The sequence below is a fragment of the Labrenzia sp. PO1 genome, from assembly GCF_012273635.1.
Lineage (GTDB): Bacteria > Pseudomonadota > Alphaproteobacteria > Rhizobiales > Stappiaceae > Roseibium > Roseibium algicola.
The window spans coordinates 417,516-441,419 of the sequence record NZ_JAAXCR010000001.1 but is presented as its reverse complement, the minus strand read 5'-3'; the positions used below and the strand labels follow the sequence as shown (position 1 = coordinate 441,419).

Below are 23,904 nucleotides of genomic sequence, written 5' to 3'. Positions count from 1 at the left end.
CCGGCGGGGCACTGACCCGCCGGCCACCTGGCCTGGTCGCGTATAAGGAAGGAGAAGCCGCCATGGGTCTTACAAGTGCCCTGAATACCGCGGTTTTCGGAATCACCTACAATCAGCGTCAGCTGGACGTCACCGCGTCCAACATTGCGAACGCGGATACGGCCGGCTATTCGAAAAAAATAATTTCGGCGAATGTCTACTTCGACGGCAACGGCAACGTCGCCGGAATGAATGCGACGGAAGTGCGCCGGATTGTCAACGAGCAGATCCAGTCCGACTATTTCAACTCTCTCGCCGACACCAGCTACTCCCGGCAGATTGCGGATTTTACCGACCGTCTGGACGATATTTTCGGCACGATCGACGACAAGAGTTCGTTATCTTCCCTCGCAGGCAATCTTTCTGCAGCACTTGCCGGCCTGGTAAACGATCCGGGCAACTATGCCGTTCAAAAGGATGTGGTGTCGGCCGCCGAAGCTTTTGCGCGCGAAATCAACTCATCCTATGAGCAGATTGCGGACCTGCGCCAGGAAGCGGACAACGCACTTGCTTCCCAGACAGATAGCGTGAACGGCCTGCTCTCAAGCATCGAAGACATTGACGAGGCGATCCAGAACGCGACGCAGTCCGGTGTTTCGACCGCCGACATGGAGGACGAGCGCGACCGGCTGATTGAGCAGTTGTCCGGTTATATCGATATCGACGTCACCAAGAACGACAACAATTCAATATCCATCCGCACCGCCAGCGGCGACCAGCTTTACGCAGACGGCCAGGCATCGACGCTGACCTTCGATGCCACGCATCTGCTGCAGCCGGGCCAGACAGGCAACTCGGTGATGGTGAGAACGCCAGGCGGCACCCAGTTCGATCTCATCGCGTCGTCGAAATCAGGTTCGATGCAGGCAACTGCTGAACTGCGCGATGATATCCTGGTCGAGGCGCAGACACAGCTCGACACGATTGCTGCCGAACTGTCACTTGCCTTTTCCAATGTGAATGTTGAAAGCACAGCTGCAACCGTCGGTCTGGACAGCGGTTTCGATCTCGATGTGTCCGCGCTTCAGCCGGGCAACACGATCACGCTGGATTACACCGACAGCAGCGGCAATCCGCAGACAGTCACTCTCGTGGCCGTGGACGATCCCGCCCTGCTGCCGCTGGACAACTCCGCTACGGCAAATCCGGGCGACACGGTCTTCGGTATCGACATTTCCAGCGGTGTTCCGGCAACCTATATCACCAACATCACCGCAGCGCTTGCCGGCACCGGTCTTCTTGTCAGCAATGACGGGTCGGACAACCTTCGGGTTCTGGGCGACAACACGGCGCCGACCAGCGTTGAAAGCCTGAGTGCGAATGTCACCGTGACGGCGAATTCCGATCAGGGGCTGGGACTTGCGATCTTCGTTGACCAGCGGGCTGGAACGGACCTCTTCACCGATGCGCTTGAAGGCGGCGGCCAGCGGCTCGGTTATGCCTCCGGAATCAGCGTTAATCCGGATCTTCTGGCCGATAGCGCGCTTCTGGTGAACTATCAGACCACGCCGACACCGAATACGACCAACGATCCTGCGCGTGCGCAGTTCCTGTCGGATGCCCTCAGCGTCGGCACGAAACACTATGACCCGGGCTCGGGTATCGGCAGCGCGTCGACACCGTTCCAGGGAACGCTGCTGGGCTTTGTCAACCAGACCGTCGCGTTTCAGGGCAACCAGGCGGAAGACGCAGCCACATATGCGGATTCCAAGGAAGCGCTGACCATGAACCTCGCCATTCGTTACGAGCAGAGCTACTCGGTCGATCTCGACGCCGAACTGGCCTTCATGGTTCAGCTGGAAAACGCCTATGCGGCCAATGCCCGCGTCATGCAGACCATCAAGGATCTCTTCGAAGAGCTCCTGAACATCGTTTAAGGTTGGGTGCGTTATGGCAGTTTCGAATATCACCACCTCCCGGACTTACCTGACCCGCCAGCTCGGCGAGCTCAACGATCTGCTGGCAAGCAAGACAACCCAGCTCGCCAGAGGCAAGGTCGGTACCACATACGGCGAAGTAGGCGACCGCCGGCTTCTGGACATTCAGCTGACCCAGAAAGTCAGCATGATCGAGAGCTACCAGGACACAATTACCATCGCCAACTTGCACCTGCAGACCTCGACCATGTCGCTGGAACGTCTGGAGGATATCCGGCAGGATGCGAAATCCGCGCTCGATACCAACGATTTCGTGCTGCAGGACGACGGGCAGACGCAGACCCAGTCCCGCGCCAAACTGCTGTTGAACGAAGCGCTCAACATCCTGAACACGGAAGTCGCCGGATTTTACGTCTTTGGCGGCACGGATGCCGTTCAGGACCCGGTTGCAAAGATCGATGCCATTCTGGAAGGGGCGAACGGCCGGGACGGGCTGAAAACCGTCATGAGCGAGTATTCCCAGGCAAATCTGGGTGCCGGCAACAATGGCCGCACATCGACCTCCGCGCTGACAACCAACTACGCCGGCCCCGTGCCGACGGATTCCACCTTCACCATTGCCGAAGATGGAGCACATGATTTCGGTTTCGACATCGCATCGGTTGCCTCGACCCTGACCAACGTCGCGATCACCGGGCCTTCGGGCACTGATCCGGACAGCTTCGACGTTCAGTTCACCGGTCAGCCGGAACTTGGCGAGACCATCACGGTGGAATTCTCCCTGCCGCCAGATCACAGCGAGACGATTTCCATCGAGCTGACGGCAGCAAACAGCACGGCTGAAGACGGAACCTTCGCGATCGGCGCTGATCTTGAGGAAACGGCGCAGAACCTGCGCGATGCCCTGGAAGCGGAGATCGAGCACCAGGCTCAGACAACCCTTCGCGCCGTGTCGGACGAATGGGCGGCAGAAGAGTTCTTCAGGACGTTCGGCGGGGAAGAGCCGCAGCGCGTCGACGGACCTCCCTTCGACAGCGCAACCGCGCTGATCGGTGGCGGCTCGACGACTGTCGCCTGGTATACGGGCCGCAACACGGCCACTGACGATCCTCGCACGGACAAGAACGCGGTGATCGACAGCAATCTCACGGTCAGCTACGGCGTTCGGGCCAATGAAACACCGCTGCAGGAACTGGTCCAGTCGCTTGCGGCTTTCATTGCCGCGGATTTTTCGGGCGGCTCGACGATCGACGAAGAGTATTACAATACCCTGTCGACCAACCTGCGCACGACCTTGCAGCCGCCAGGTGTCGATCAGTCCGGGATCACCGATATTGCCACGGACATTGCCATCACGCATCGGACAGTGTCGCTGACCGATGACCGGCACGTGCAAATGAAGAGCAGCTACGAAGGCACGATCGCGGATATCGAGGGGATCGACCAGGATCAGGTCGCCGCCGAGATCCTGCAATTGCAGACCAATATCGAGGTTTCCTACAGGGCCTCGTCGATCGTGTTCAATCTGACCCTGTCCGATTACCTCTAGGATCGCCCGGAACTTCCGGCTTTTCCCCGGGCGGTCTTCGCTTACTGCTGCCTGGACTGCCGGTCAAGGCCGGGAAAGGCCTTGAAATATTCCCCCTTTGGGGAAACACTCTCCTGGTTGCCTTTCTTCCCGACGGATATCTTCTGGTGTCCAGTTCCAACCGGTTTGCCGCCGGGGCCTTTGGCAACGGCGCGTTCTTTTCATTATCCCTTTTCAAAAAACAGATCGCGGCATACCGCGTAAAGATCGACACCATGGGAGGGAGAGCCGATGTGTCACGTATTTGCCGGACAGGATCCGGAACGCTATGCCAGCCAGACCCGGCGGTTGCGGCTCAACGGACAGAGCACGAGCATCCGACTGGAAAATTCCTTCTGGGCAATTCTGGATCAGATTGCCGCGTCGGAAGGGGTGACGACACCGCATTTCATCTCGACGCTGCATTCAGAAGTGATCGAACTGCGCGGTGAACCGAAGAATTTCACATCGCTGTTGCGTTGCGCCTGCCTGAAGTTCCTCGAGATTTCGTCGAACCAGCACGCGGCTTCGATTGCCGCTGAATGACATTTTGCGCTGCAGCGCAAGTTTTACCGCTCGCAGTATAAGCATACTACCCGGGCGATAGTTGCCACGCGCTACGCTTCCGTCATGCAAATACAAGCAGAGCGGAGTAACGCGTGGCGAAAGCAATACATTCTATGATCCGTGTTCTGGAAGAGCACAGGTCTCTTTCCTTTTATGAAAAAGCATTCGGGCTGACCGTAGCGGATCGTCTGGATTTTCCCGATTTTACCCTGATCTACCTGCGCAACAGCGACTCCGGCTTCGAGCTGGAGCTGACCGTCAACAAGGGGCGGACAGAACCCTATGACCTGGGCGATGGCTATGGGCATCTGGCGTTCAGTGTCGATGACCTCGACAGCGAACATGCACGCTTCGAAGCAGCAGGTCTCAATCCAAGAAAACTGGTCGATTTCGCACCGGCGGGAGACGTCATAGCGCGCTTCTTCTTCGTTGCGGATCCCGATGGCTATCAGATCGAGGTGCTTCAGCGCGGCGGTCGATACGAATGAATTGAATTGAACGGGAGGAGAGCATGAAAACCGAAAACAGTCCGAGAGGTCTGACCAGACGACAGCTTCTGGCCCGGGCGACGGCGGCAGGCGCTGCCTTCGTCACCGGGACCGGGTTTCTGGCAGCAAGGGACGGCGCCTGGGCGACGGAGCTGACGGCACTCAAGCCGGACAGTTTCGCGACGCTGGTGCAGATGGCGCGGGACATCTACCCGCACGACCATGTCGGCGACGAATACTATGTCATTGCCGTCAAGGGATATGACACGCCCGACCACGCCGAGGATATCGAGGCCGGTATCGAGGCCCTGAACGGAGCAGCCCAGGGGAGAGGGCATACTTCCTATCTTGCGATCGGCTGGGAACGTGACAGGGCGGACCTGCTGCGGTCCATGGAGGACAGCCCGTTCTTTCAAAGGGTCAGGGGCGGATTGGTAACGGGTCTCTACAATCAGAAAGCAGTCTGGCCGCTGTTTGGATACGAGGGAGCTTCCTACGAACTGGGCGGCTACATCGACCGGGGCTTCAACGACATCAACTGGCTTTGAGCCTTAGGGAGGAAACCATGGCTGCACCATTTGACCTGAATGACGACACGGTTGTTGTCGTGATCGGAACGGGCGCCGGTGGCGGTGTGCTTGCCAACGAGCTGGCGCAGAAGGGCGTAAGTGTCGTGGCTCTGGAAGCGGGCGGACGCTATCTTCCGGATGATTATGTCAACGACGAGTGGGAAAGCTTCGGGCAGCTTGCCTGGGTCGACCCCAGAACCACGTCGGGCGACTGGCGGGTTGCAAAGGACTTTTCCGGCCTGCCGGCCTGGATCGTCAAGGCCGTCGGGGGGACCACCGTTCACTGGGCCGGGGCGTCGATCCGCTTCCAGCCACATGAGTGGAAGGCAAAAACGTCCTACGGCAACGTCCAGGGAGCCAATCTGCTCGATTGGCCGCTGGATGCGGAGGAAATGGACCCCTGGTACACGCTTGCCGAAACAAAGCTGGGCGTGACGCGCACAGGGGGGCGGGCCGGACTGCCGGGCAACAACAACTACCTTGTGTTCGAAAAGGGCGCCAAGGCGCTCGGCTACAAGGAAGTCCATACAGGCCGGATGGCCATCAACTCGGCCGACTATGACGAGCGTATTGCCTGCCAGCAGACCGGTTTCTGTTTTCAGGGCTGCAAATGGGGAGCGAAGTGGTCCGCCGCCTACACGGATATTCCGCGGGGCGAGGCAACCGGAAATCTGGAAGTTCGCGACCAGGCCCATGTTGCACGAATCCTGCACGACGATGCAGGCAAGGTGACCGGGGTCGAATATTTCGACAAGGACGGCAATCTGCAGCTTCAGAAAGCCCGTGTCGTCTGCGTTGCCGGCAATTCCTTCGAAAGCCCGAGGCTGTTGCTGAATTCAGCGTCTTCCATGTTCCCGGACGGTCTTGCCAACAGCTCCGGCCAGGTCGGTCGCAATTACATGCGCCATACCACAGGCTCGGTCTATGCCATTTTCGACCAGCCGGTGAAGATGTGGCGTGGAACAACGATGGCGGGGATCATTCAGGACGAAGCCCGTCACGACCCGTCCCGCGGCTTTGTCGGCGGATATGAACTTGAAACCCTGGCTCTTGGACTGCCGTTCATGGCGGCGTTTCTTGATCCGGGGGCGTGGGGCCGGGAATTCACAAGTGCGCTCGACGGTTACGAGAACATGGCGGGCATGTGGATCGTCGGTGAGGACATGCCCCAGGAAACCAACCGCGTCACGCTCAATCATGATGTGAAGGACAGCTTTGGCCTGCCGGTGGCGAACGTCCATTTCGATGATCATCCCAACGACGTCGCAATGCGCAATCATGCCTACAAGCAGGGGATGGCCATCTACGATGCCGTCGGGGCGACCCGGACCTTCCCGACGCCGCCTTACCCGTCTACCCACAATCTGGGTACCAACCGGATGTCGGAAAATCCGCGGGACGGGGTGGTCAACCGCTGGGGGCAAACCCACGACATTGCCAATCTGTTCGTGTCGGACGGGTCCCAGTTCACCACGGGCGCTGCCGAAAACCCGACCCTGACGATCGTGGCACTAGCCATCCGTCAGGCCGATCATATCGCCCGGGAAATGAGTGCCGGCAATCTGTAGTCCCGTGAGGGCCGGCTTCCGGAAGGCTGGGCTTTCAAAGCCCGGCCAACGCGGAGGTTCTGAATGGATTGCCGGGCTCGCACGGGTCCGGTGCTGAATATCTCATGGCTGCAAATCCTGCCCGCAGCTTGAGGACCCGCTGAGCTCCGGTGGAGGCTTCCTCCGTTTCTGCCGGAGGAGGGCAGGTGAACGTTGCAGTCAAGAGAAAGGCCGCCGAGGTTACCCTGGCGGCCTTTCTTGATCTTCTATCGTGTTTTCCGAGGCTGTTCTTGAACCGGCCGCGCCGGGATCAGGACCTCAGACCCTCGGCAATCGAACGATTGATGCTGATGAGGGTATCGAGCTTGTTTTCGTCGTCAGTCGTCATGACTGTCATGGTCTGCTTGAACACGAACACGCCCAGCGAGGCGATGTTGTTCTTGATGTCCTGAGGCAGTTCGCTTTCAGGACTGGTCGCGGACGTCACGAGAATTGTCCAGAGCTTGCGATTGTACACCAGGGCGTCATCTTTTTCCGCAAGCGAGGAATTTGCCCATTCATCCTTGATCAACTGAAGCCGGGCTGCGGCCTTCATCAGCAGATTCGCTTCCAGCTCCCTCGGTGACATCGCCACCTGGCTTGTTTTCTGGTAAGCCTGCGCTGCCTGTTTGTACATGACTGATCAGCGTCCCTTCGTACTCGATGAGCTTACGTGCTTCTTTCAGTGCTTTATAAAAGGCGCCGGTTAGTATGGCGTTACTAATCCTGGTGACAAAAGGGATCGTACTCGGCGCGGCTTTCACTATGTCATTGACGAGGCTGAAGTAACTCTCCTGTATCTTCTCCAAGTCAGTTGACAGATACATCAGCTGAACGGCCAGGTAGACCCGTTTGGCTGGTGTATCCGCAGTGGCCGGCGTGAGAATATCCTTTTCTCGCAGAATGGGAGCCTGGCCTTCGATAAAGAGGCGAGTGCGTTGATTGTCATTGGTGATAACGCTTTCCCCAATGATAATTCGCTCGCCCGGTTTCAGCTCGACCTTGAGCGCCATTCCGTGACCTCCACGCAGAAGTATCGCTGTGAAACGTTAACGAAATCGTTAACGATTTGCCCCCGATACCTTAATGATAACTGCCGCCGGTGTTAACCGAACAGGCTCAAGACGCTCTGATCTGCCTGGTTGGCCAGAGACAGAGCAGTCGAAGAAAGCTGCTGACGGGTTTGCAGCGCCAGCATGTTAGCACCTTCTTCGTTCATGTCCGCAATAGTTAGGTGGCCAGCGCCAACCTCCAGCGTGTTGATCAGATTTTGGGTGAAATCGGTCCGGATTTCCACAGTCGAAAGAGCCGTACCCATCGAACGGGCCGCATTGCGAAGCTCGTCGAGCGCCGCGTTGATGGCCTGAAGCGTTCGATCGATATCCGTATCCGACTTGAATTCGGACGGCGCTGCCGTCAGTGACACGATTCCTGTCGTCGATCCGAGCGTCGTTCGGTTGAAGTCGCTGTTGCTGCTGGAAATGTCGAAAGAGACTTCGCCGATAAGGCTGATGCTGCCGCCCGAGAAGGTGGCATCCAGGCCCTTTACGTTGTTGATGAAGGTCACGAGATCGCTGACCGTGGTTTCTTCGTCGATCTCAAGAGAGGCCGGTTCGAAGCCGTTGCCGTCGGTGATCGTGATCGTGTCGCCGGCCTGGAAGCCGCCGGAGGAGACCAGCGTTGCCGTGGAACTGAGAGGAGACACCGTCATCGTGGTCGTTGTGCCGCCGGTGTCGCCACCGTCCGTCGCTGCGCCACCACCGGTGTTGTCCTTGGAAATATAGAGAGGGTTGTCGAGACCGGACGTGATGGTGATGGAGTCCGTGGCTTCGTCAAAAGTGGCGTGAACGCCGTTCAGATCGTTCAATGCGTCCACGTAGTCCTGCACCGTGGTGATGTCGGTACCGACCGTCAGGTTGGTGGTGCCGGAGGAATCCGTGATGCTGACAACGTTGCCGGTTGCCCAGTCGGCGAGGTCCGTCAGATTCGAGGACGCCTGCAGGCCTGACAGGGAAATGGAGGTGGTGCCGCTGAAGAGGTTGAAGGACGAAGTGCCGGTGCCTCCGGCATCCAGGTCATCCAGATTGAGGCCGTCATCTAGTGAAGTGTCTGTAAAATCTACCGGATTAACGGTCAGATTCGAGGTGCTGTCCTCGTTGAAGATAACTTCCAGTTCGTTGCCGGCACCTGCAAGAAGGTTCTTGCCCTTGTAGCTGGAGTCCCGTGCCATATCCTCGATCTGCTCGAGCAGATCGTTGTACTGGCTGGTGAACAGCTTGCGTTCGTATTCACTGGAGGTCTGCAGGGCCTGGTTCGCGATGGCCTTGGCCGATTCCACCAGTTTGGTGATCGACGTGATGCCCTTGTCCGCTGCCCGGATCGTCTGAACCGCCTGGCCCATGTTGTCCAAGAGGTTGGACAGATCACTCGCGCGGTCGTTCAGGGATTGTGCCGTGAAATAGGAGTTCGGATTGTCGAGCGCCGTGTTGACCTTCAGGCCCGTTGCCAGGCGCGTTTGCGTGATCGACTGCAAATCCGCCGTCTGTTTCAGCGACAGGAGATTGTCCCGGACAGCACTGGAGAGAACAATATCAGGCATCAGACTTCACCGCTTTCCCTATTCAGGTCTCGCCAAAGGCAACATGCGGGTAATCCAAGTCGAGCATGCACCTTTGCCGTAAATCTAAATGGAAAGTTAATCACTGATGCACGTATTAACGTCCCGTAAATAAAAGTTACCAAAAGGTTTCTTTTAAGATATTGATTCTCAATGATAAAAAATTTCGGGTTCAGACAGTAATTCACGGCGTAAACGAAAACGGCGGACCAGTGGCCCGCCGTTTCTGATGCTTGTCTGTGAGTCGTGCGTCCGACTGATTCTCTTTGAATTAGAAGAGGGATAGCACGGTCTGGTCCGCCTGGGAGGCGAAGGACAGAGACGTGGAAGCAAGCTGCTGACGAGTCTGAAGGGCCAGCAGGTTTGCACCTTCCTCGTTGGTGTCGGCCAGGGTCAAAAGACCTGCACCTTCCTGCAGAGTATTGATCAAGGTCTTCGTGAAGTCTTGCCGGATCTCAACAGTCGAGAGGTTGGTGCCGAATTCGGAAGCCTGGGACCGCAGGTTGGACAGGCTGGTGTTCAACCGGTCTATGACGCGGTTGATGTTCGTATCCGTTGCGAACCCACTGTCGGAGATCGCTTCGATCACGATGCCATCCGTGTCCGCGGTAAAGCCGGAGCTGTTGAAGTCCGTGTTGTCACTGGTCAGCGACAGGTCGGTTTCCGACGTGATGGTGATACGACCGGAGCCGTCATCGAACTTGGCCGAGACGCCGTTGAAGTCGTTGATGAAGTTTTCCAGGTCATCAACGGTGCTGTCTGCTTCAACTTCGAAGGTGCCGAGCTCGTAGCCGTTACCGTCCGTCAGCGTCAGAGTATCGCCAACCGCAAAGGAACCGGAGTCGATCAGGGCATCCGTGGTCGAGGAGAACGCGGTTGCGTCGACGAGGGTGCCTGCAAAGCTCGTGGTCGCAGAACCGTTACCACCGATGTAGAAGTCTTCATCGGAGTAGATGGTCAGTTCGCCCGTGCCGTTGTCGAATTCTGCACGAACACCGGCAATGGCGTTGAGGCCATCAACCAGATCCTGAACGGAAGCCGTCGAGGAAACGCCACCGGAGAGCACGGCCGGGTTGGTGGCAGTGTCGTTGACGAAGGACAGGCTCTGGGTCGTGGAGATCAGAGTGGAGTCCGACAGGGTGGAGGAAGTGTTCAGAGCAGAACCGCCTGCATCCTGCAGAGTGATGACGGTCTTGCCGCCCTGCAGCTGCAGGGAAGAGGTTGCACCTTCGCCTTCTGCCAGGTCGGAAAGGTTCAGACCGGTGGACAGTGCGGTGTCGGTGTAGTCGACCGCTTCAATTGTCAGCTTGGAGGTCGCATCTTCGTTGAAGATGGTGGTCAGGTCGTTGCCGTCACCTGCAAGCAGGTTCTTACCTTTGTACGAGCTGTCCTTGGCGACGTCTTCGATCTGTTCCAGCAGGGCGTTGTACTGTGCTGCGTAGGTCTTACGCTCGTACTGGCTCTGTGTCTGCAGGGCCTGGTTGGCTTTCGCCTTCGCGGTTTCAACCAGATCCGTGATGGTCTGAATGCCTTTGTCCGCGGCTTTGATGGTCTGCAGGGACTGGCCCATATCGTCCAGCAGGGTGCTGAGATCGCCTGCGCGGGAGTTCAGTCCGGATGCCGTGAAGAAGCTGTTCGGATTGTCCAGCGCGGAGTTCACCTTCATGCCGGTTGCCAGCTTGTTCTGGACGCCCGACATCAGGTCTGCAGTGGATTGGAGTGTGAGGAGGTTTTGCCGCACGGCGGCTGACAGCGTAATGTCACGCATCGGGTTATCCCTTTCCTGGGTCAAATTTCAACTGCTCTTCCTGAGCAGGTTGGGACCGATCATCGAGCGTTAACCTTAATCAATGGTTAAGCGCTTGAAAAATAGGGTTATCAGGAAGTTAACGCTGTTTTGCCCCCTGTCTGAACTGTCAGGAGGATTGCCTTCTAGTGCCGAGGCAGGGTTCCCAAAAGTGCCAGTATCTTTACTGCGAGGGCAGGGTGCCAGGTTACCGCGACAGGCATGCAAAGCCCGGAGTTCAGCGGGTTTTGTCCTCGTCGGGTTCTGGCGGGACAAGCGATCTCAAAAAAAATCAATGCGAGGTGTCACGGGCGGCGGCGCCGGCCTTGCATGTTCGCTCTGGCGTCGAGAGAGGGCCCGAGCAGCAATGGCAATTTGAAGGAATGGGCGTGGGCTGCAAGCCGCGTTTATATCCACCTGAGCCAGAATCTTAACGATTGGGATCAGGCAAGGCTTTGAAACCGATGTTCGGGAAGAGGGGAGGTTTCGGGCTGGGGGCGTGTCTTGGGAGTGAGCTTGGGGAGTGGGGCCGAATATGGATGCGCTTAAAGTTTTCCGCGGGCGCGAACGGCTGGATCGGGAAACGCGCTTGAGGATCCGGAAACAAGAAAAGCGGGCCGTGGCCCGCTTTCCAATGTCGTTCTAACCGAAATGTCTGGCTTAGAAGAGACGCAGAACGTTCTGGTCTGCCTGTGCTGCGAAGGACAGCGAGGTAGAAGCCAGGCTCTGGCGAGTCTGCAGGGCCAGCAGGTTTGCACCTTCTTCGTTGGTATCGGCCAGCGTCAGCTTGCCTGCACCTTCTTCCAGCGTGTTGATCAGGTTCTTGGTGAAGTCCTGACGGTTTTCAACGATGGAGAGGTTGGTACCGAAGGAGGAAGCCTGCGTTCTCAGGTTCGACAGTGCAGTGTTCAACCGGTCAACAGTACGGTTGATGTCCGTATCCGTCGCAAAGCCACTGTCGGAGATCGCCGAGATGCCGATACCGGTGGTGTTTGCGGTGAAGCCGGAGCTTGCAAAGTCGTCGTTGTCACTGGTCAGCGACAAGTCGGTTTCCGAAGTGATGGTGATGCGGCCAGAGCCAGTGTCGAAGTCAGCGGAGACGCCGTTGAAGTCGTTGATGAAGTTTTCCAGATCATCAACCGTGCTGTCGTCTTCAACTTCGAAGGAGCCGAGCTCGTAGCCGTTGCCGTCCGTCAGCGTCAGAGTGTCGCCAACAGAGAAGGAACCGGAGTTGATCAGAGCATCCGTGGTCGAAGAGAACGCAGTCGCGTCAACGAGGGTGCCTGCAAAGCTCGTGGTCGCAGAACCGTTGCCACCGATGTAGAAGTCTTCATCGGAGTAGATGGTCAGTTCGCCCGTGCCGTTGTCGAATTCTGCACGAACACCGGCAATGGCGTTGAGGCCATCAACCAGATCCTGAACGGAAGCCGTCGAGGAAACACCACCGGAGAGCACGGCCGGGTTGGTGGCAGTGTCGTTGACGAAGGACAGGCTCTGGGTCGTGGAGATCAGAGTGGAGTCCGACAGGGTGGAGGAAGTGTTCAGGGCAGAACCGCCAGAATCCTGCAGGGTGATGACGGTCTTGCCGCCCTGCAGCTGCAGGGATGCGGAAGCGCCTTCGCCTTCTGCCAGGTCGGAAAGGTTCAGACCGGTGGACAGTGAGGTGTCCGTGTAGTCAACAGCTTCAATGTCGAGCTTCGAAGTGGAGTCTTCGTTGAAGATGGTTCTCAGGTCGTTGCCTTCACCTGCGAGCAGGTTCTTGCCTTTATAACCGGAGTCCTTCGCCAGGTCTTCGATCTGCGTCAGCAGGTCGTTGTACTGAGCAGCAAACTGCTTGCGCTCGTACTGGCTCTGGGTCTGTAGGGCCTGGTTGGCCTTTGCTTTTGCAGATTCAACGAGCTTGGTGATGCTCGAAATACCCTGGTCGGCTGCCTTCAGGGTCTGCGTGGACTGGCCCATGTCGTCCAGAAGAGTGGACAGGTCGTTTGCACGGGAGGTCAGGCCGGAAGCCGTGAAGAAGCTGTTCGGATTGTCCAGAGCGGAGTTCACTTTCTTACCGGTCGCCAGTTTGTTCTGGACGTCCGACATGAACTGTGCGGTGGACTGAAGGGTGTTGAGGTTCGCGCGAACCGCGCTCGACAGAGTAATGTCGGCCATTTTGTGTCCTTTCTAGGAGTACAAGATACGAGGACCCTTCCTGGGTCCGAGGGACATCTATCGGCGCTTTCTTGTAAGAAGTTCTAAACAAAGATGGTTAGCGTAAATTAACCTTAACAGCCCCCTAAGCCGAGCACATAAAATCATTGCCAGAAAAAGTTGAGTATATTGTTTTGAAAGACAAATTTTAGCTGAGTAAAGATCTTAACGAGGACCAGCGAAAGCTTGAAGAATGCCTCTTGCCAGGTGCTCAGGCAGCGCAAATTTCCCCTAAAGGCGGTCGACTTGTCTGAAACCTGACGGATTTGTTAACTCGTGTGCGGAACGAGGCAGGTGAAGGTGCCGAAATCGAGGACGATAGACAGATGCGCCGGCAAGACGCGCCGGGCCGATTGCACGTGGGGTTTGCCAGCAAGCTTTATAGAGCAAGCGTCAGGGAACGTGCGTGAGGAGGCTGCAAGCGATCAGTTGAAAGACCGTGTGGGTTTGAGGCTGAAGGCGTCGCTGGAGGAGGGCAGCAACCCTGCGGGAGAGGATTGGGGAAAGTCGAGCAGACAGGGGATTGCCAAGGTCAAAGCAAAGCCGGGCGCCGTCGGGAAGCGGGCAGGGTATATGGATGGCTGCGCCTGATTAGATAACGCGCTGAACCGGTTCTGCCTGGGGCTGGGTTTGCCGGGTTTCTATCGACTCGTTGTACGCCCTCAGACGAAGCAATGTCTCTGCAGGTATCTGCCGGACGACCTGACCGGTTTCGGTGTTGGTCGCGACATAGACCAGGGCGTCGTATTCCGGGTCGATGATGTTCTGGCGTTCGACCGTGGAAGAAAACCGTTCGCCAAACGAACGCTGGTCGCGCTCGTTGTTCGCACTGCGCTGTGCGTTTTGCGTCTCGGTGGATGGTCTTACGGTCTCTTCGACCGGAAGGTCCGTCTCAACTGAAGGAGCATTGCGCTCCGGAGCCCGCGCTACCGGCGTAATCGCCGTATATGTCGGCGATGGCGGCCGGGCCAATCCCGTGTCCAACATCTTTTCCTCCGGGTGACTAACAACTTTTACCCGATCAATCTGGAAAGATAACGTAAGGGAATGAATCGTCTGTTAACGGAATGATTAGACTTTTAAGGACTGCGATCTATCCGGTTGCGCCTGTTTCTGATTCGCTCTCGCAGTCCCGTCCTGCCGTTTGGGGAAACCTCTGGGCAGGTTTCGCGAGGGGGATAAATACACGAAAAGCTCCCGGCGGGGAGCTTTTCATCGTTACAGGATACCCGGCGTGGTTCTTGCTAGCTGTCAGCTATCCTCAGAGCGACTGATTGACAGCGATGCCCCGAGCGGATTGCGGTCCGGTTGGCGCAGAACCGTTTCGTCCGTAAGTGATCGGTGCATTGGCATTCTTGGCACCGGCGACCTTCGCGACGGTTGCAACGATGTTATTGGCAACGTCTCTTGCCGTTGAAAGCACCGCCAGGTTGATGCGCAGAACCGGCTGGAATTCGCTGTGCTGGCGACGCAGCGACTGGGTGGATGCCGGGGAAAGATTGCCCAGGGCGACCGCGTGTTCCTTCGCTGTCATCATGCCGCGGGTGTATTCGTGGATCAGCCGGGCCTTGTCGGGCTGCAGTTCGCCGGCTTCCCGGAGTTTACCGGCCCTGACCAGATCGGTTTCCATTTCGATCACGGACAGGAGGGCTTCCATGGTGCCAGACAAGGCAGAGCAGAACTGCTCGGCTTCCTGCTGGCTGGTAGGCCGCTCAAGGGAAAATGGAAAGGTGGATGCGTTGGGTTGTGCGGTCATCTTGACCCCTCCTGCAATGCGAGCAGTTCACGTTCCACGCTGTCGGCAAGGCCGATGCCGCCTGTTTGGGCGATGTTGCGTGCATATTCGTCGACCAGAAGGCTCTGCCAGGCATCCGCCCCGTGGCCTTTGCCCCAGGTGCCACCGTTTTCAAGGCCGGTGAACATGTTCTGGAGCATGGTGTTCAGGAAAACGGCCTCAAACTCTTCGGCGGCCTCGCGAACCCGCGTCTTGTTGGTCCGGTCAACGCCGCGCAGCGTGTCCAGCGGGCTTTGTTGAAAGGATGTCGGTGAAACAAGCTCGGCCATCACAGCACCTCGATATCGGCCTGGAGGGCACCTGCGGCCTTGATGGCCTGCAGGATCGAGATCATGTCGCGCGGACCGATCCCGAGAGCGTTCAGACCATCAACAAGCTGCTTCAGCGTGACGGTTTGCGGAACGATGGCGAGTTTGGAACCTTCCTCGTCCACGGTGACGTCAGAACGCGGCACCACGGCGGTCTGGCCGTTTGCGAAAGGCAGCGGCTGCGAGACCTGCGGAGATTCGGCAATCGTCACGGTCAGGTTGCCCTGGGCAACGGCGACCATGGAAACCTTCACGTCCTGTCCCATGACGATGATGCCGGAGTTCTCGTCAATGACGATGCGGGCTGCCAGATCCGGTTCAACAATCAGCTGCTCGATGTCCGTCAGAAGATCGACGATGTTGCCATCATATTGCTGCGGCAGATCGATGCGTACGGTTGCCGGATCAAGCGGTTCGGCTGTCGGCATGCCGATCAGTTCGTTGACGGAGAGCGCGATGCGCCGCGCGGTGGTCAGATCCGGATTGCGCAGGGCGAGACGAAGCGTGGTCAGCGAAGCCAGCTTGAATTCCAGTTCGCGTTCAACAAGGCCGCCGTTGGCGATCCGTCCGGCGGTGGGAACACCGCGAACAACCGACGCGGCATCCGCCTGTGCCGAAAAGCCGCCGATCGCGATCGAACCTTGGGCGATAGCGTAGACTTCACCATCGGCACCGACCAGCGGTGTGACCAGAAGCGTGCCGCCCTGAAGCGATTCTGAATCGCCGAGGGCGCTGACGTTGACGTCGATCCGGGTACCCTGTGTGGAGAAGGGCGGCAGGTTGGCAGTCACCATGACGGCCGCGACGGTGTTGGTGTTCAGGTCGATGTTGCGGGTGTTGACGCCGAGACGTTCGAGCATGGCCTGCAGGCTCTGCTGCGTGAAAGGCGAATTGTTGAGCGAGTCGCCGGTGCCGTTCAGGCCGACCACAAGGCCGTAACCAATGAGCTGGTTTTCGCGAATGCCTTCGAAATCGGCAATATCCTTGATACGGGAGGCGGCGTGTACCGGTGCCAGCAAGGTTGTTGCAGCAACGGCGGCGGCAGCACCCAGAAGTACCAGCCGCTTGAACCCTCCGCAGATCATTTCACCAATTTTTCGCATTACCGATCTGGCCCGCCATCGTGTTTCCGGCTTTGCTGCCGGGATACATATATTCGAAATGCGCAATGCGAGAGCCGTGCCACTTTTTACAAAGGCGTTGGTTCTTTCCATAAAAGTGGCGGAAATCCGGGCTCTTTGCTGGTATGATCACAAGCATATCCACGCAAAACTGTCGCTTGAGGTTAAAGAAATGTACCTGTTGGTCGGCAAATATTGCCTCACCCCCAAGGACTCATTTACCCTTCTCGGCAGAATCTGACGGGCAGAGCCACTCCATGCGCCAGAATTGCCGTCAGTCCGACTGGAAGATCGATCATGCGTATTACAGGCAATAAACCCATTTCCGGCGTTCAGGGACGAGGCGCCAAGAAAAGCGTTTCTTCAAGCGGCGACCAGTTCGCACCGGACCTTGGGGGTGAGGTTTCACAGTCTTCCCAGACCGCGGGCGGCGCGTCCATTCAGGGCATGGATGCCTTGCTGGCCCTGCAGGAGGTTGACGACCGCGCCGAGCGCCGATCCCGCGCTACCAAGCATGGGCACAATCTGCTGGACACACTGGAGTCGGTGCGGGCGGATCTGCTTGCCGGACACGTGTCGGAGGACCGGCTGGAGCTGCTCGCCAGGCAGGTTTCCAAACGCCAGTCGAGTGGTGATCCTGAGGTTGATTCGGTGCTCGAGGAGATCGAATTGCGGGTCAAAGTCGAGCTTGCAAAGCTCGGCCGATTCCAGGATTGAGCGTGCATACAAATCGATAAAATTTGTCGGCTTAGTGTTCAAAATTTACGCAACGTCTTGAAAGGTATAAACTTTCCTTGACGCCATTTTTAGCAAATGAACCGTTGTCCGCTGGCGGAACCGCCTATATATTGCGCCCGGCATAACGGTAATCCGGAGCTATCGATGACGGTTGAAATTGAGTCTGAATATCGACCCTCGGAAGACGAGCCGTTCATGAATGACAGGCAGCGCGAGTACTTTCGGAACAAGCTGCTTGTGTGGAAAGAAGAGATCCTGAAGGAAAGCAAGGAAACCCTCGCCAATCTTCAGGAGGAAAGCCAGAACCATCCTGACTTTGCCGACCGTGCGTCGTCCGAAACGGATCGGTCCATTGAACTTCGTGCCAGGGACCGTCAGCGGAAACTGATCTCGAAGATCGATGATGCCTTGGAACGCATTACAGACGGAAGCTATGGCTATTGCGAAGAGACCGGCGAGCCGATCTCTCTTCGGCGCCTCGAGGCGCGCCCGATCGCGACTTTGTCGATCGAGGCTCAGGAAGCCCACGAGCGTCGGGAAAAAGTGTATCGCGACGACTGATTTCCAGAAAACGGCCGGTTTGCCGCACAGACGGCAGATCCGTAACGACTTTCAAGACCTTCCCCTCGTGGGAAGGTTTTTTTATGTCTGTTGACTGCTTTCCCATGCCGACCGCCCGCACGCCTCATCCTGAGGAGGACCGTCAGGTCCGCCTCGAAAGTTGGGCAGCTCATTCAGAAGCAAGCGGCCCATCCTTGGAGACAGCGCTACGCGCTTGCTCAGGATAAGTTTTTGGGGAGCCTGCTCATTCAAGCAGGCTTGCGAAAGTCGAGACCGTTCAAAGCGTGATCCGGTAACGGGCAAAACCATCCGCACCGTCGCCTGCCGGTTCGATCCGGACACCTTCCACGGAGGCGGCGTGTTCCGTGCCACCCGGGCCGGTTTCGAACAGGACGCTGGTATCCGGCAACGGTTTGAAGGACCAGTTGGCATCTGCCGAAGGGTTGATCGTGCCCTGTTCGACAATGTATCGCACCAGGACGTCGCGATTGGTGTCCGGGCCGATGAAAACGACAACGTCGTCGCTGATGCCGGGGAAATTGCCGCCGCCACCTGCACGATAATTGTTGGTCGCGACCACGAAGGTTGCTTCAGGGTCAAGCGGTGCGCCGTTGAATTCCAGGTTCACGATGCGGCTGGCGTCCGGATTGAGGACTTCGCCTTTAGCGTCGTATTTCGATGGCTGGCTCAGGTCTATCTGGTAGGTGACACCGTCGATCACATCGAAATTATAGCTTGGAAACTCCGGGTTGATCAGTGTCTGGTCGGCCTTGCCCGGCTCGACTTCCTGGAAAATTCCGGCTGAACGTTCCAGCCATTCCTTCACCGTGCTACCCTTGATGGCGACCGCGCGAATGGTGTTCGGATACAGGTAGAGATCGGCCACGTTCTTGATGGCGACATCGCCGACCGGAACATCGGTGTAGTAGTCCGGGCCGCCACGACCGCCGGCCTTGAAAGGCGCTGCTGCGGAAAGAACCGGCAGGCCTTCCCATTCCGTACCCTTCAGCATCTGTTCGATGTACCAGATCTGCGCCTTTGAAACGATCTGGACGCTCGGGTCGTCGGCCACGAGGGCGAAATAGGAATGCAAGGGAGCCGACGTCTTGCCGACGGGGCGGCGGACATAGGCAAGGGTTGCCTCGTGATCTTCCTTCACCGCATCGAGTACATCCTGCTGGCTTTCCACCAGAGGTGTCACCGTTCGACCTTCTTTTTCGTAGATCGGGCGTGCTTCGGTCATGAAATTGGCGACACGCCAGCCGTTGCCGTCGCGCTCGATCATCAGGTCGATGACGCCCAGATGCGATCCCCAGAAACCGCCCATCGCGGCAGGCTTGCCGAACAACGTGCCTTTCTCGCTGTCGATACCTGGCAGTCCCTCATACTGGGGACCGGGGAAGACCAGATGCTGGTGACCGGTAAAGACGGCGTCGATCCCGTCCACGCCGGCAAGGTGCAGGGAGGCGTTTTCCATGCCTTCGGAATAATCGTTGGCATCAATCCCCGAGTGGGAGAGGGCGATTACAAGGTCGCAGCCCTGTTCGCGCATTTCCGGGACGAAGGCCTTGGCGGTTTCGATAATGTCACGCGCATTGGCGTTGCCTTCCAGGTGGCGGCGGTCCCAGTTCATGATCTGCGGTGGCACGAAGCCGATGAAGCCGATCTTGATCGGATAGGACTTGCCGGCACCGTCGGTGACCTGTTTTTCAACGATCACGTAGGGCTTCAGGAAAAGGGCGTCGTCTCGCGGGTTGCCGGCCAGTGTGCTGCCCTTGACAAGATTGGCGCAGACGACGGGGAAATTGGCCCCGGCCAGCACCTTCATCATGAAGTCCAGACCGTAGTTGAATTCGTGGTTGCCGAGTGTTGCCGCGTCGAATTCAAGGACGTTCATGCCCTTGATGACTGGGTGCAGGTCGCCTTCGCTCATGCCGCGTTCATAGGCGACATAGTCCCCCATCGGGTTGCCTTGCAGAAAGTCGCCATTGTCGACCAGAACCGAGTTTGTCGCCTCGTTCCGTATATCGCGGATCAGTGTGGCTGTCCGGGCGAGACCGGCGGTGTCGACAGGTTTGTCGCTGTAATAGTCGTAAGGGAAAACATGGACATGGAGGTCAGTAGTCTCCATCAGGCGAAGGTGAGCCGTACCTTCCTTGGCCAGAACCGAATAGGGGTGCAGAGCTGCCGTGAAGCCAGTTGCCGCCGCGCCCATCAAAAGGGTGCGCCGTGAAATCGAAAAGTCTTTGATCCTGGACATGAAATGGCTCCTGTTCGGTCGCTCGGCGATTGGTGTTGTTTAGCCTTGCGGAACAGCGCGAGCCGGACCGACAGCTGCCGGTGCCTGCCGGGCGGCATGTTTCCGCGGCACACGGTTTTGGTCCGCGAGGATTACAACCGTATGACGCAAATTGCTGCCCGGATCGTCAGTTTTGTCAAGCAGGTTTATGGGGCGTCGAGCGGGGTCTACTCGCTGATCTGGCCAGCCATGACCGAGATCGTTTCCACGTAGACACTGGCCTTGTTCCATTGCTTTAGAACGTTGTAATTGGCAGTGCCCGGGCCCCAGCCCTGGCCGCGGCGCCAGCCTTTCTGGGCAAGATAATTTGCGGTGGAAGCCAGCACATCGGGGATCGAGCGGATCAGGTCCTTGCGGCCGTCGCGGTCATAATCGACCGCATAACGGACATAGCTGGTGGCGAGAAACTGGGTCTGGCCGAGTTCGCCGGCCCAGGCACCCTTCATTTCGGCCGGCTGCATGTCACGGCCCTGCACGATCTTGAGTGCGGCGACCAGTTCGGCGGTGAAGAAATCGGACCGGCGGCAATCATAGGCCAGCGTGGCAAGGGATTGCAGGACCGGCATGTTGCCGGAGAAGCTGCCGTAGTTGGTTTCAAGTCCCCAGATCGCCAGCAGAACAGGTGCCGGGACGCCGTATTTCTTTTCGATGCCACGGAAGATGCGGGCGTACGTCTTGCCGAGCTGCTTGCCCCGCCGGATCATCGCGTTGTTGACCCGCTTTGCATAGAACTGGTTGAAGCTGAGCTTGAAGGATTTCTGGTTCCGGTCGAGTGAGACCACCTTCTTGTTGTATTTCACGTTCTTGAGGGACGATTCAACGACCCTTTTCTTGAGGCCGTAGCTTTGGGAATTTGCAATGAACGACTGTTTCCAGGCTTCAAAACCACCCGGGCCATTGCCGCAGCTTGCACTCCAGGCGGAGGGGGCGGACAGAAGAACAAAACCAAAGACGAATGCAGATAGGAGGCGCATCGAATCCCCGCTGGGCCAATATAAGATTACCGGTATTCTATCCGAAAAAGCGGTAGCGTCATCCGGCAGATAGAGGAAAAAGAGGAGTGGGGGCGGACAAATCCGGTCCCGTCTTTTCCGGTTGCCGCAAAATCAGGGGTCGTGCCGGATGAAGTGGCTGTGAGATGGCGCGCCCGGGCTAAGGGTGCCGGCGCGGTCGAATTCGCTGTCGGCATTGAAGCTGATCTTCGGCAGCGTTGCGAACCTTGCGATCGTCTCCCGGTGGCCTTCGATCTCGTTTTGAAGTCGTGTTTCCAGGCCTTCCTTTGCCGCACCCTTGTGATAACCGTGAACACCGTGGACGATCCTGGGAACCAGAACATCGAAACCCAGATAGCGCAGTGTGTAGGCGAGTGGCCAAAGCAGCATCTGAATGTCGCCTTCCTTGCCGTTGTGGGCACTTTCGCTCGCCTTGGATCCGGTCGTGACGCAGAAAAGAACCGGCTTGTTCCTGAAATGGCCGGTATCGAAACGGTTGGAAGTATCGTGCAGGCCGCCGTTGGCCAGAACGCGCTCGCACCAGCCCTTCAGGATGGCAGGTGGGGCGAACCACCACACCGGAAAATGAAACACGATCCGGTCCGCCTGGCGCAGCTTCTCGACTTCTTCCGTAATGACCGACGGAAGGTTTCCGGTTTTCGAGGCCGCTTCCTGTGTTTTCAGAACGTCGTAAGGTTCGGTGACGATCTCCTCTGCGTAGTGCGCTGCGCGCTCCGCCGGATCAAAGCCAAGCTGGTAGAGGTCTGACCAAAGCACCTCATCGCCTTCAGCTAGGCACGCGGCTTCGGTTGCGCGCGCCCAGGCAGCATTGAAGGAAGTCTGAGCAGGGTGGGCGAGAACGATGAGGGTGGTGGTCACGCGGTGGGGTCTTCCGGAATGAGCGACAAATCAGGTAACGGGCCACACCCTAAACGGTCTTTTCCGGCCTGGAAATGAGAACGGGCACGATGCTCGGGGAGCGAGACATCGTGCCCGTCATCAGCCGGGCCGGCGGCGCTTCTAGAACGCGTCGCCGGATTCGGCCGGGGGACTGTGAAAGGTTTGGGATCAGAAGGGGAGCAGGATATCCAGCACCTGATTGCCGACCCGTGGCTGTTGGACATCGGTAATCTGGCCGCGGCCACCATATCCGATCCGCGCTTCGGCGATCTGCTCGCTGGCGATGCGGTTATCCGACGTAATGTCTTCAGGTCTGACGATACCGGCGACGATTAGCTCGCGGACTTCGAAGTTCACACGAACTTCCTGACGGCCTTCGATCACCATGTTGCCGTTCGGCAGAACCTGGGTCACCACGGCGGCGACGGTGGTCTGCAGGACTTCGTTGCGGTCAACGCTGCCGTCGCCCGAGAAGCTGGAGTTGCTGTTGACGTTGGCAAGGTCGCTGGCGGCAGAACTTGCCGGCAGGAAGATGGTGTCGATTGCCGTTCCGAGTGCACCACCAACATCGGCACCGCTGGACTCAGACCGGCTCCGCTCGGTCTTGTTGTCGATCTCGGCCTGGTCGTCGATGGTGACGACGACCGTCAGGATGTCGCCAACCTGGCTGGCGCGCTGGTCCTTGAAGAAGGCGCGGCTGCCGGACTGCCACAGCGAATTCGGATTGTAATGGGCCTGCTGCGGTTCCGGCATGGGCATCTGCACGGGCCGGTAACCCGGAGTGGTGGTCGGATCCTGAATGGCGTTCAGGGCTGGCTGCTGGCCAACATTTGCGAGTTTGTCGGCAGTGCCGCACCCCGCGGCGAGGGCTGAAAGGGCGATGCTTGCCAGCAGGTGTCTGGGAAAGGTGCTCAGCATTTAATTTTTCTCGCTGTTCAAGCTTGCAACAATCGGATTGGCGGCGTGAACGCGTACTTGGCCGCGGGAGGTAATCGTCGCCGGCACGATGCGCCGCGACTGCAGGTTCATGACGTCGATCACGTCGCCCTTGGCGCCGGTATCCATGGCCTGGGCCCGTGAAGTCAGCTTCATGCCCGGCATGACATAGGTGACAGTGATCTTCTCACCGCGTTCGATCAGGATCGGGCGCTGGACGTCATTGCGGGACAGGGGCGAATTCGCACGCAAGGTGGTGCGGGCCTGCTTGCCGACAATGTCTTCCATTTCGGTGAGGGCACCTGCCGGTACCTTGGTGCGGGCTTCGCGAATGATGTTCAGGTCTTCTTCACGAACAATGTCGCCCCGGCGCACGGGCTGCACCAGAACCAGCACATCGACCATCTCCGTCGCAACGCCGGTCAGGGTCAGAGGCTCGGTTCCGAACTCGACTGCGACGGCTGCGTGGATGGTGAAGCGGCCGTTCGACTGGGACCATTCTACCCGGTCGATGCGGATCGGGTCGTGTACCTTGGGGTCGGCGAGAACCTGATCCGGCGCCTGCAGCAAGCGGATATCCAGACGCTCGGCATCGATGCCGGCATTGCGGTCTGCCAGAGCCTTGCGGGCAAGGCCGGCAAGCTGGTCCCGGTTCAGCCTTGTTGCCCCGCGAAAGACGACGACGGTTCGCAGGCCATCGGTGCCGGCCGTCTCGAGGCCGGCTGCGCGAGCGCGTTCGGCAACGACATCCGCGGGCACATTGCCGGAGGTTCCCATATCCGGTGAACGGAACAGCGGCTTGGATGCCAGCAGCCCGGCATTGGAATAGAAGTCGCCTACCGTCACGATGTCCGACAGGGTCATGACCTGCGACCGGAGCACGGGTTTTTCGTCCGCCAGGGCAGGCAGGGACAGCAAGCCCGCCAGCAGCAACCCGACTTTCAGCAGATGTCTCATCATCG

The 23,904-nt window shown here is 58.1% G+C and carries 23 protein-coding genes; 9 read left to right on the top strand and 14 right to left on the bottom strand.

Annotated elements, in window-relative coordinates; genetic code table 11:
• The first annotated feature begins 62 nt into the window (after window positions 1-62).
• The 6 genes from flgK (at window position 63) to HCG46_RS02105 (ending at window position 6,675) form a co-directional block, all read left to right on the top strand.
• Complete coding sequence (gene flgK, locus HCG46_RS02130) at window positions 63-1,916, top strand: flagellar hook-associated protein FlgK (protein WP_168684393.1); 1,854 nt, start codon at window positions 63-65, stop codon at window positions 1,914-1,916.
• Between the two features lie 13 nt (window positions 1,917-1,929).
• Window positions 1,930-3,465 carry a hypothetical protein gene (locus HCG46_RS02125; RefSeq protein WP_023000689.1) on the top strand — a complete coding sequence of 512 codons (1,536 nt, stop codon included), beginning with the start codon at window positions 1,930-1,932 and terminating at the stop codon, window positions 3,463-3,465.
• Between the two features lie 270 nt (window positions 3,466-3,735).
• Window positions 3,736-4,029, top strand: a complete 294-nt coding sequence (locus HCG46_RS02120; RefSeq protein WP_006932702.1) for a ribbon-helix-helix domain-containing protein — start codon at window positions 3,736-3,738, stop codon at window positions 4,027-4,029.
• A gap of 113 nt (window positions 4,030-4,142) precedes the next feature.
• Window positions 4,143-4,538 (top strand): VOC family protein, encoded by a 396-nt coding sequence (locus HCG46_RS02115; RefSeq protein ID WP_031269183.1) that lies wholly within the window; start codon window positions 4,143-4,145, stop codon window positions 4,536-4,538.
• Window positions 4,539-4,561: 23 nt separating this feature from the next.
• Window positions 4,562-5,086: a Twin-arginine translocation pathway signal gene (locus tag HCG46_RS02110; protein WP_077292436.1), complete on the top strand. Its 525-nt coding sequence runs from the start codon at window positions 4,562-4,564 to the stop codon at window positions 5,084-5,086.
• A gap of 17 nt (window positions 5,087-5,103) precedes the next feature.
• Entirely contained in the window at window positions 5,104-6,675 is a 1,572-nt protein-coding gene (locus HCG46_RS02105; protein ID WP_023000692.1) for a GMC family oxidoreductase, read from the top strand.
• A gap of 289 nt (window positions 6,676-6,964) precedes the next feature.
• On the opposite strand, the gene flaF is transcribed toward HCG46_RS02105, so the two are convergent.
• From flaF to HCG46_RS02060, 9 genes are all read right to left on the bottom strand, one after another.
• A complete protein-coding gene (flaF, locus tag HCG46_RS02100; RefSeq protein ID WP_077292437.1) occupies window positions 6,965-7,282 on the bottom strand; it encodes a flagellar biosynthesis regulator FlaF in 318 nt (105 codons plus the stop codon).
• Window positions 7,212-7,706: a flagellar biosynthesis repressor FlbT gene (flbT, locus tag HCG46_RS02095; RefSeq protein ID WP_006932693.1), complete on the bottom strand. Its 495-nt coding sequence runs from the start codon at window positions 7,704-7,706 to the stop codon at window positions 7,212-7,214. Before flbT ends, flaF begins: the two co-directional genes overlap by 71 nt.
• A gap of 92 nt (window positions 7,707-7,798) precedes the next feature.
• Window positions 7,799-9,292 carry a flagellin gene (locus tag HCG46_RS02090; RefSeq protein ID WP_023000694.1) on the bottom strand — a complete coding sequence of 498 codons (1,494 nt, stop codon included), beginning with the start codon at window positions 9,290-9,292 and terminating at the stop codon, window positions 7,799-7,801.
• Window positions 9,293-9,581: 289 nt separating this feature from the next.
• Window positions 9,582-11,078, bottom strand: coding sequence for a flagellin (locus tag HCG46_RS02085; RefSeq protein ID WP_023000695.1), 1,497 nt, complete (start codon window positions 11,076-11,078; stop codon window positions 9,582-9,584).
• Between the two features lie 678 nt (window positions 11,079-11,756).
• The gene (locus HCG46_RS02080; RefSeq protein WP_168684390.1) at window positions 11,757-13,253 is read right to left on the bottom strand and encodes a flagellin; all 1,497 of its coding nucleotides are present in this window, start codon (window positions 13,251-13,253) and stop codon (window positions 11,757-11,759) included.
• Window positions 13,254-13,883: 630 nt separating this feature from the next.
• Window positions 13,884-14,279, bottom strand: a complete 396-nt coding sequence (locus HCG46_RS02075) for a hypothetical protein (RefSeq protein WP_062488262.1) — start codon at window positions 14,277-14,279, stop codon at window positions 13,884-13,886.
• Between the two features lie 274 nt (window positions 14,280-14,553).
• Window positions 14,554-15,048: a flagellar protein FlgN gene (locus HCG46_RS02070; RefSeq protein WP_205838349.1), complete on the bottom strand. Its 495-nt coding sequence runs from the start codon at window positions 15,046-15,048 to the stop codon at window positions 14,554-14,556.
• A complete protein-coding gene (locus tag HCG46_RS02065; protein ID WP_023000700.1) occupies window positions 15,045-15,356 on the bottom strand; it encodes a rod-binding protein in 312 nt (103 codons plus the stop codon). The genes HCG46_RS02070 and HCG46_RS02065 overlap by 4 nt, the downstream gene beginning before the upstream one ends.
• Complete coding sequence (locus tag HCG46_RS02060; protein WP_145903591.1) at window positions 15,356-16,480, bottom strand: flagellar basal body P-ring protein FlgI; 1,125 nt, start codon at window positions 16,478-16,480, stop codon at window positions 15,356-15,358. Before HCG46_RS02060 ends, HCG46_RS02065 begins: the two co-directional genes overlap by 1 nt.
• On the opposite strand from HCG46_RS02060, the gene HCG46_RS02055 reads away from it, so the two are divergent.
• The 3 genes from HCG46_RS02055 (at window position 16,461) to dksA (ending at window position 17,815) form a co-directional block, all read left to right on the top strand.
• Window positions 16,461-16,757: a hypothetical protein gene (locus tag HCG46_RS02055; RefSeq protein ID WP_168684387.1), complete on the top strand. Its 297-nt coding sequence runs from the start codon at window positions 16,461-16,463 to the stop codon at window positions 16,755-16,757. The genes HCG46_RS02060 and HCG46_RS02055 overlap by 20 nt on opposite strands.
• Before the next feature lie 56 nt (window positions 16,758-16,813).
• Window positions 16,814-17,233, top strand: a complete 420-nt coding sequence (locus HCG46_RS02050) for a flagellar assembly protein FliX (RefSeq protein WP_075284324.1) — start codon at window positions 16,814-16,816, stop codon at window positions 17,231-17,233.
• A gap of 165 nt (window positions 17,234-17,398) precedes the next feature.
• Window positions 17,399-17,815: an RNA polymerase-binding protein DksA gene (gene dksA, locus HCG46_RS02045; RefSeq protein ID WP_006932683.1), complete on the top strand. Its 417-nt coding sequence runs from the start codon at window positions 17,399-17,401 to the stop codon at window positions 17,813-17,815.
• A gap of 277 nt (window positions 17,816-18,092) precedes the next feature.
• Here the strand turns inward: dksA and HCG46_RS02040 are convergent, their stop codons facing one another.
• The 5 genes from HCG46_RS02040 to flgA all read right to left on the bottom strand — a co-directional run bounded on the left by HCG46_RS02040 (window position 18,093) and on the right by flgA (window position 23,902).
• The gene (locus tag HCG46_RS02040) at window positions 18,093-20,075 is read right to left on the bottom strand and encodes a bifunctional 2',3'-cyclic-nucleotide 2'-phosphodiesterase/3'-nucleotidase (RefSeq protein ID WP_209009280.1); all 1,983 of its coding nucleotides are present in this window, start codon (window positions 20,073-20,075) and stop codon (window positions 18,093-18,095) included.
• Between the two features lie 206 nt (window positions 20,076-20,281).
• Window positions 20,282-21,088: a lytic murein transglycosylase gene (locus HCG46_RS02035; RefSeq protein ID WP_023000705.1), complete on the bottom strand. Its 807-nt coding sequence runs from the start codon at window positions 21,086-21,088 to the stop codon at window positions 20,282-20,284.
• Window positions 21,089-21,220: 132 nt separating this feature from the next.
• Complete coding sequence (locus HCG46_RS02030) at window positions 21,221-21,985, bottom strand: NAD(P)H-dependent oxidoreductase (protein WP_168684384.1); 765 nt, start codon at window positions 21,983-21,985, stop codon at window positions 21,221-21,223.
• 189 nt (window positions 21,986-22,174) lie between these two features.
• Window positions 22,175-22,924, bottom strand: a complete 750-nt coding sequence (flgH, locus tag HCG46_RS02025; protein WP_023000707.1) for a flagellar basal body L-ring protein FlgH — start codon at window positions 22,922-22,924, stop codon at window positions 22,175-22,177.
• A complete protein-coding gene (gene flgA / locus HCG46_RS02020; protein ID WP_023000708.1) occupies window positions 22,925-23,902 on the bottom strand; it encodes a flagellar basal body P-ring formation chaperone FlgA in 978 nt (325 codons plus the stop codon). It lies immediately after the preceding gene.
• Window positions 23,903-23,904 lie beyond the last annotated feature (2 nt).

Bases quoted from the DNA above. Each gene is read 5' to 3' on its own strand.
- flgK (WP_168684393.1), top strand. From the start codon at position 63: ATGGGTCTTACAAGTGCCCTGAATACCGCGGTTTTCGGAATCACCTAC.
- HCG46_RS02125 (WP_023000689.1), top strand. From the start codon at position 1,930: ATGGCAGTTTCGAATATCACCACCTCCCGGACTTACCTGACCCGCCAG.
- HCG46_RS02120 (WP_006932702.1), top strand. From the start codon at position 3,736: ATGTGTCACGTATTTGCCGGACAGGATCCGGAACGCTATGCCAGCCAG.
- HCG46_RS02110 (WP_077292436.1), top strand. From the start codon at position 4,562: ATGAAAACCGAAAACAGTCCGAGAGGTCTGACCAGACGACAGCTTCTG.
- HCG46_RS02105 (WP_023000692.1), top strand. From the start codon at position 5,104: ATGGCTGCACCATTTGACCTGAATGACGACACGGTTGTTGTCGTGATC.
- flaF (WP_077292437.1), bottom strand. From the start codon at position 7,282: ATGTCACCGAGGGAGCTGGAAGCGAATCTGCTGATGAAGGCCGCAGCC.
- flbT (WP_006932693.1), bottom strand. From the start codon at position 7,706: ATGGCGCTCAAGGTCGAGCTGAAACCGGGCGAGCGAATTATCATTGGG.
- HCG46_RS02090 (WP_023000694.1), bottom strand. From the start codon at position 9,292: ATGCCTGATATTGTTCTCTCCAGTGCTGTCCGGGACAATCTCCTGTCG.
- HCG46_RS02085 (WP_023000695.1), bottom strand. From the start codon at position 11,078: ATGCGTGACATTACGCTGTCAGCCGCCGTGCGGCAAAACCTCCTCACA.
- HCG46_RS02080 (WP_168684390.1), bottom strand. From the start codon at position 13,253: ATGGCCGACATTACTCTGTCGAGCGCGGTTCGCGCGAACCTCAACACC.
- HCG46_RS02075 (WP_062488262.1), bottom strand. From the start codon at position 14,279: ATGTTGGACACGGGATTGGCCCGGCCGCCATCGCCGACATATACGGCG.
- HCG46_RS02070 (WP_205838349.1), bottom strand. From the start codon at position 15,048: ATGACCGCACAACCCAACGCATCCACCTTTCCATTTTCCCTTGAGCGG.
- HCG46_RS02065 (WP_023000700.1), bottom strand. From the start codon at position 15,356: ATGGCCGAGCTTGTTTCACCGACATCCTTTCAACAAAGCCCGCTGGAC.
- HCG46_RS02060 (WP_145903591.1), bottom strand. From the start codon at position 16,480: ATGATCTGCGGAGGGTTCAAGCGGCTGGTACTTCTGGGTGCTGCCGCC.
- HCG46_RS02050 (WP_075284324.1), top strand. From the start codon at position 16,814: ATGCGTATTACAGGCAATAAACCCATTTCCGGCGTTCAGGGACGAGGC.
- dksA (WP_006932683.1), top strand. From the start codon at position 17,399: ATGACGGTTGAAATTGAGTCTGAATATCGACCCTCGGAAGACGAGCCG.
- HCG46_RS02040 (WP_209009280.1), bottom strand. From the start codon at position 20,075: ATGTCCAGGATCAAAGACTTTTCGATTTCACGGCGCACCCTTTTGATG.
- HCG46_RS02035 (WP_023000705.1), bottom strand. From the start codon at position 21,088: ATGCGCCTCCTATCTGCATTCGTCTTTGGTTTTGTTCTTCTGTCCGCC.
- flgH (WP_023000707.1), bottom strand. From the start codon at position 22,924: ATGCTGAGCACCTTTCCCAGACACCTGCTGGCAAGCATCGCCCTTTCA.
- flgA (WP_023000708.1), bottom strand. From the start codon at position 23,902: ATGATGAGACATCTGCTGAAAGTCGGGTTGCTGCTGGCGGGCTTGCTG.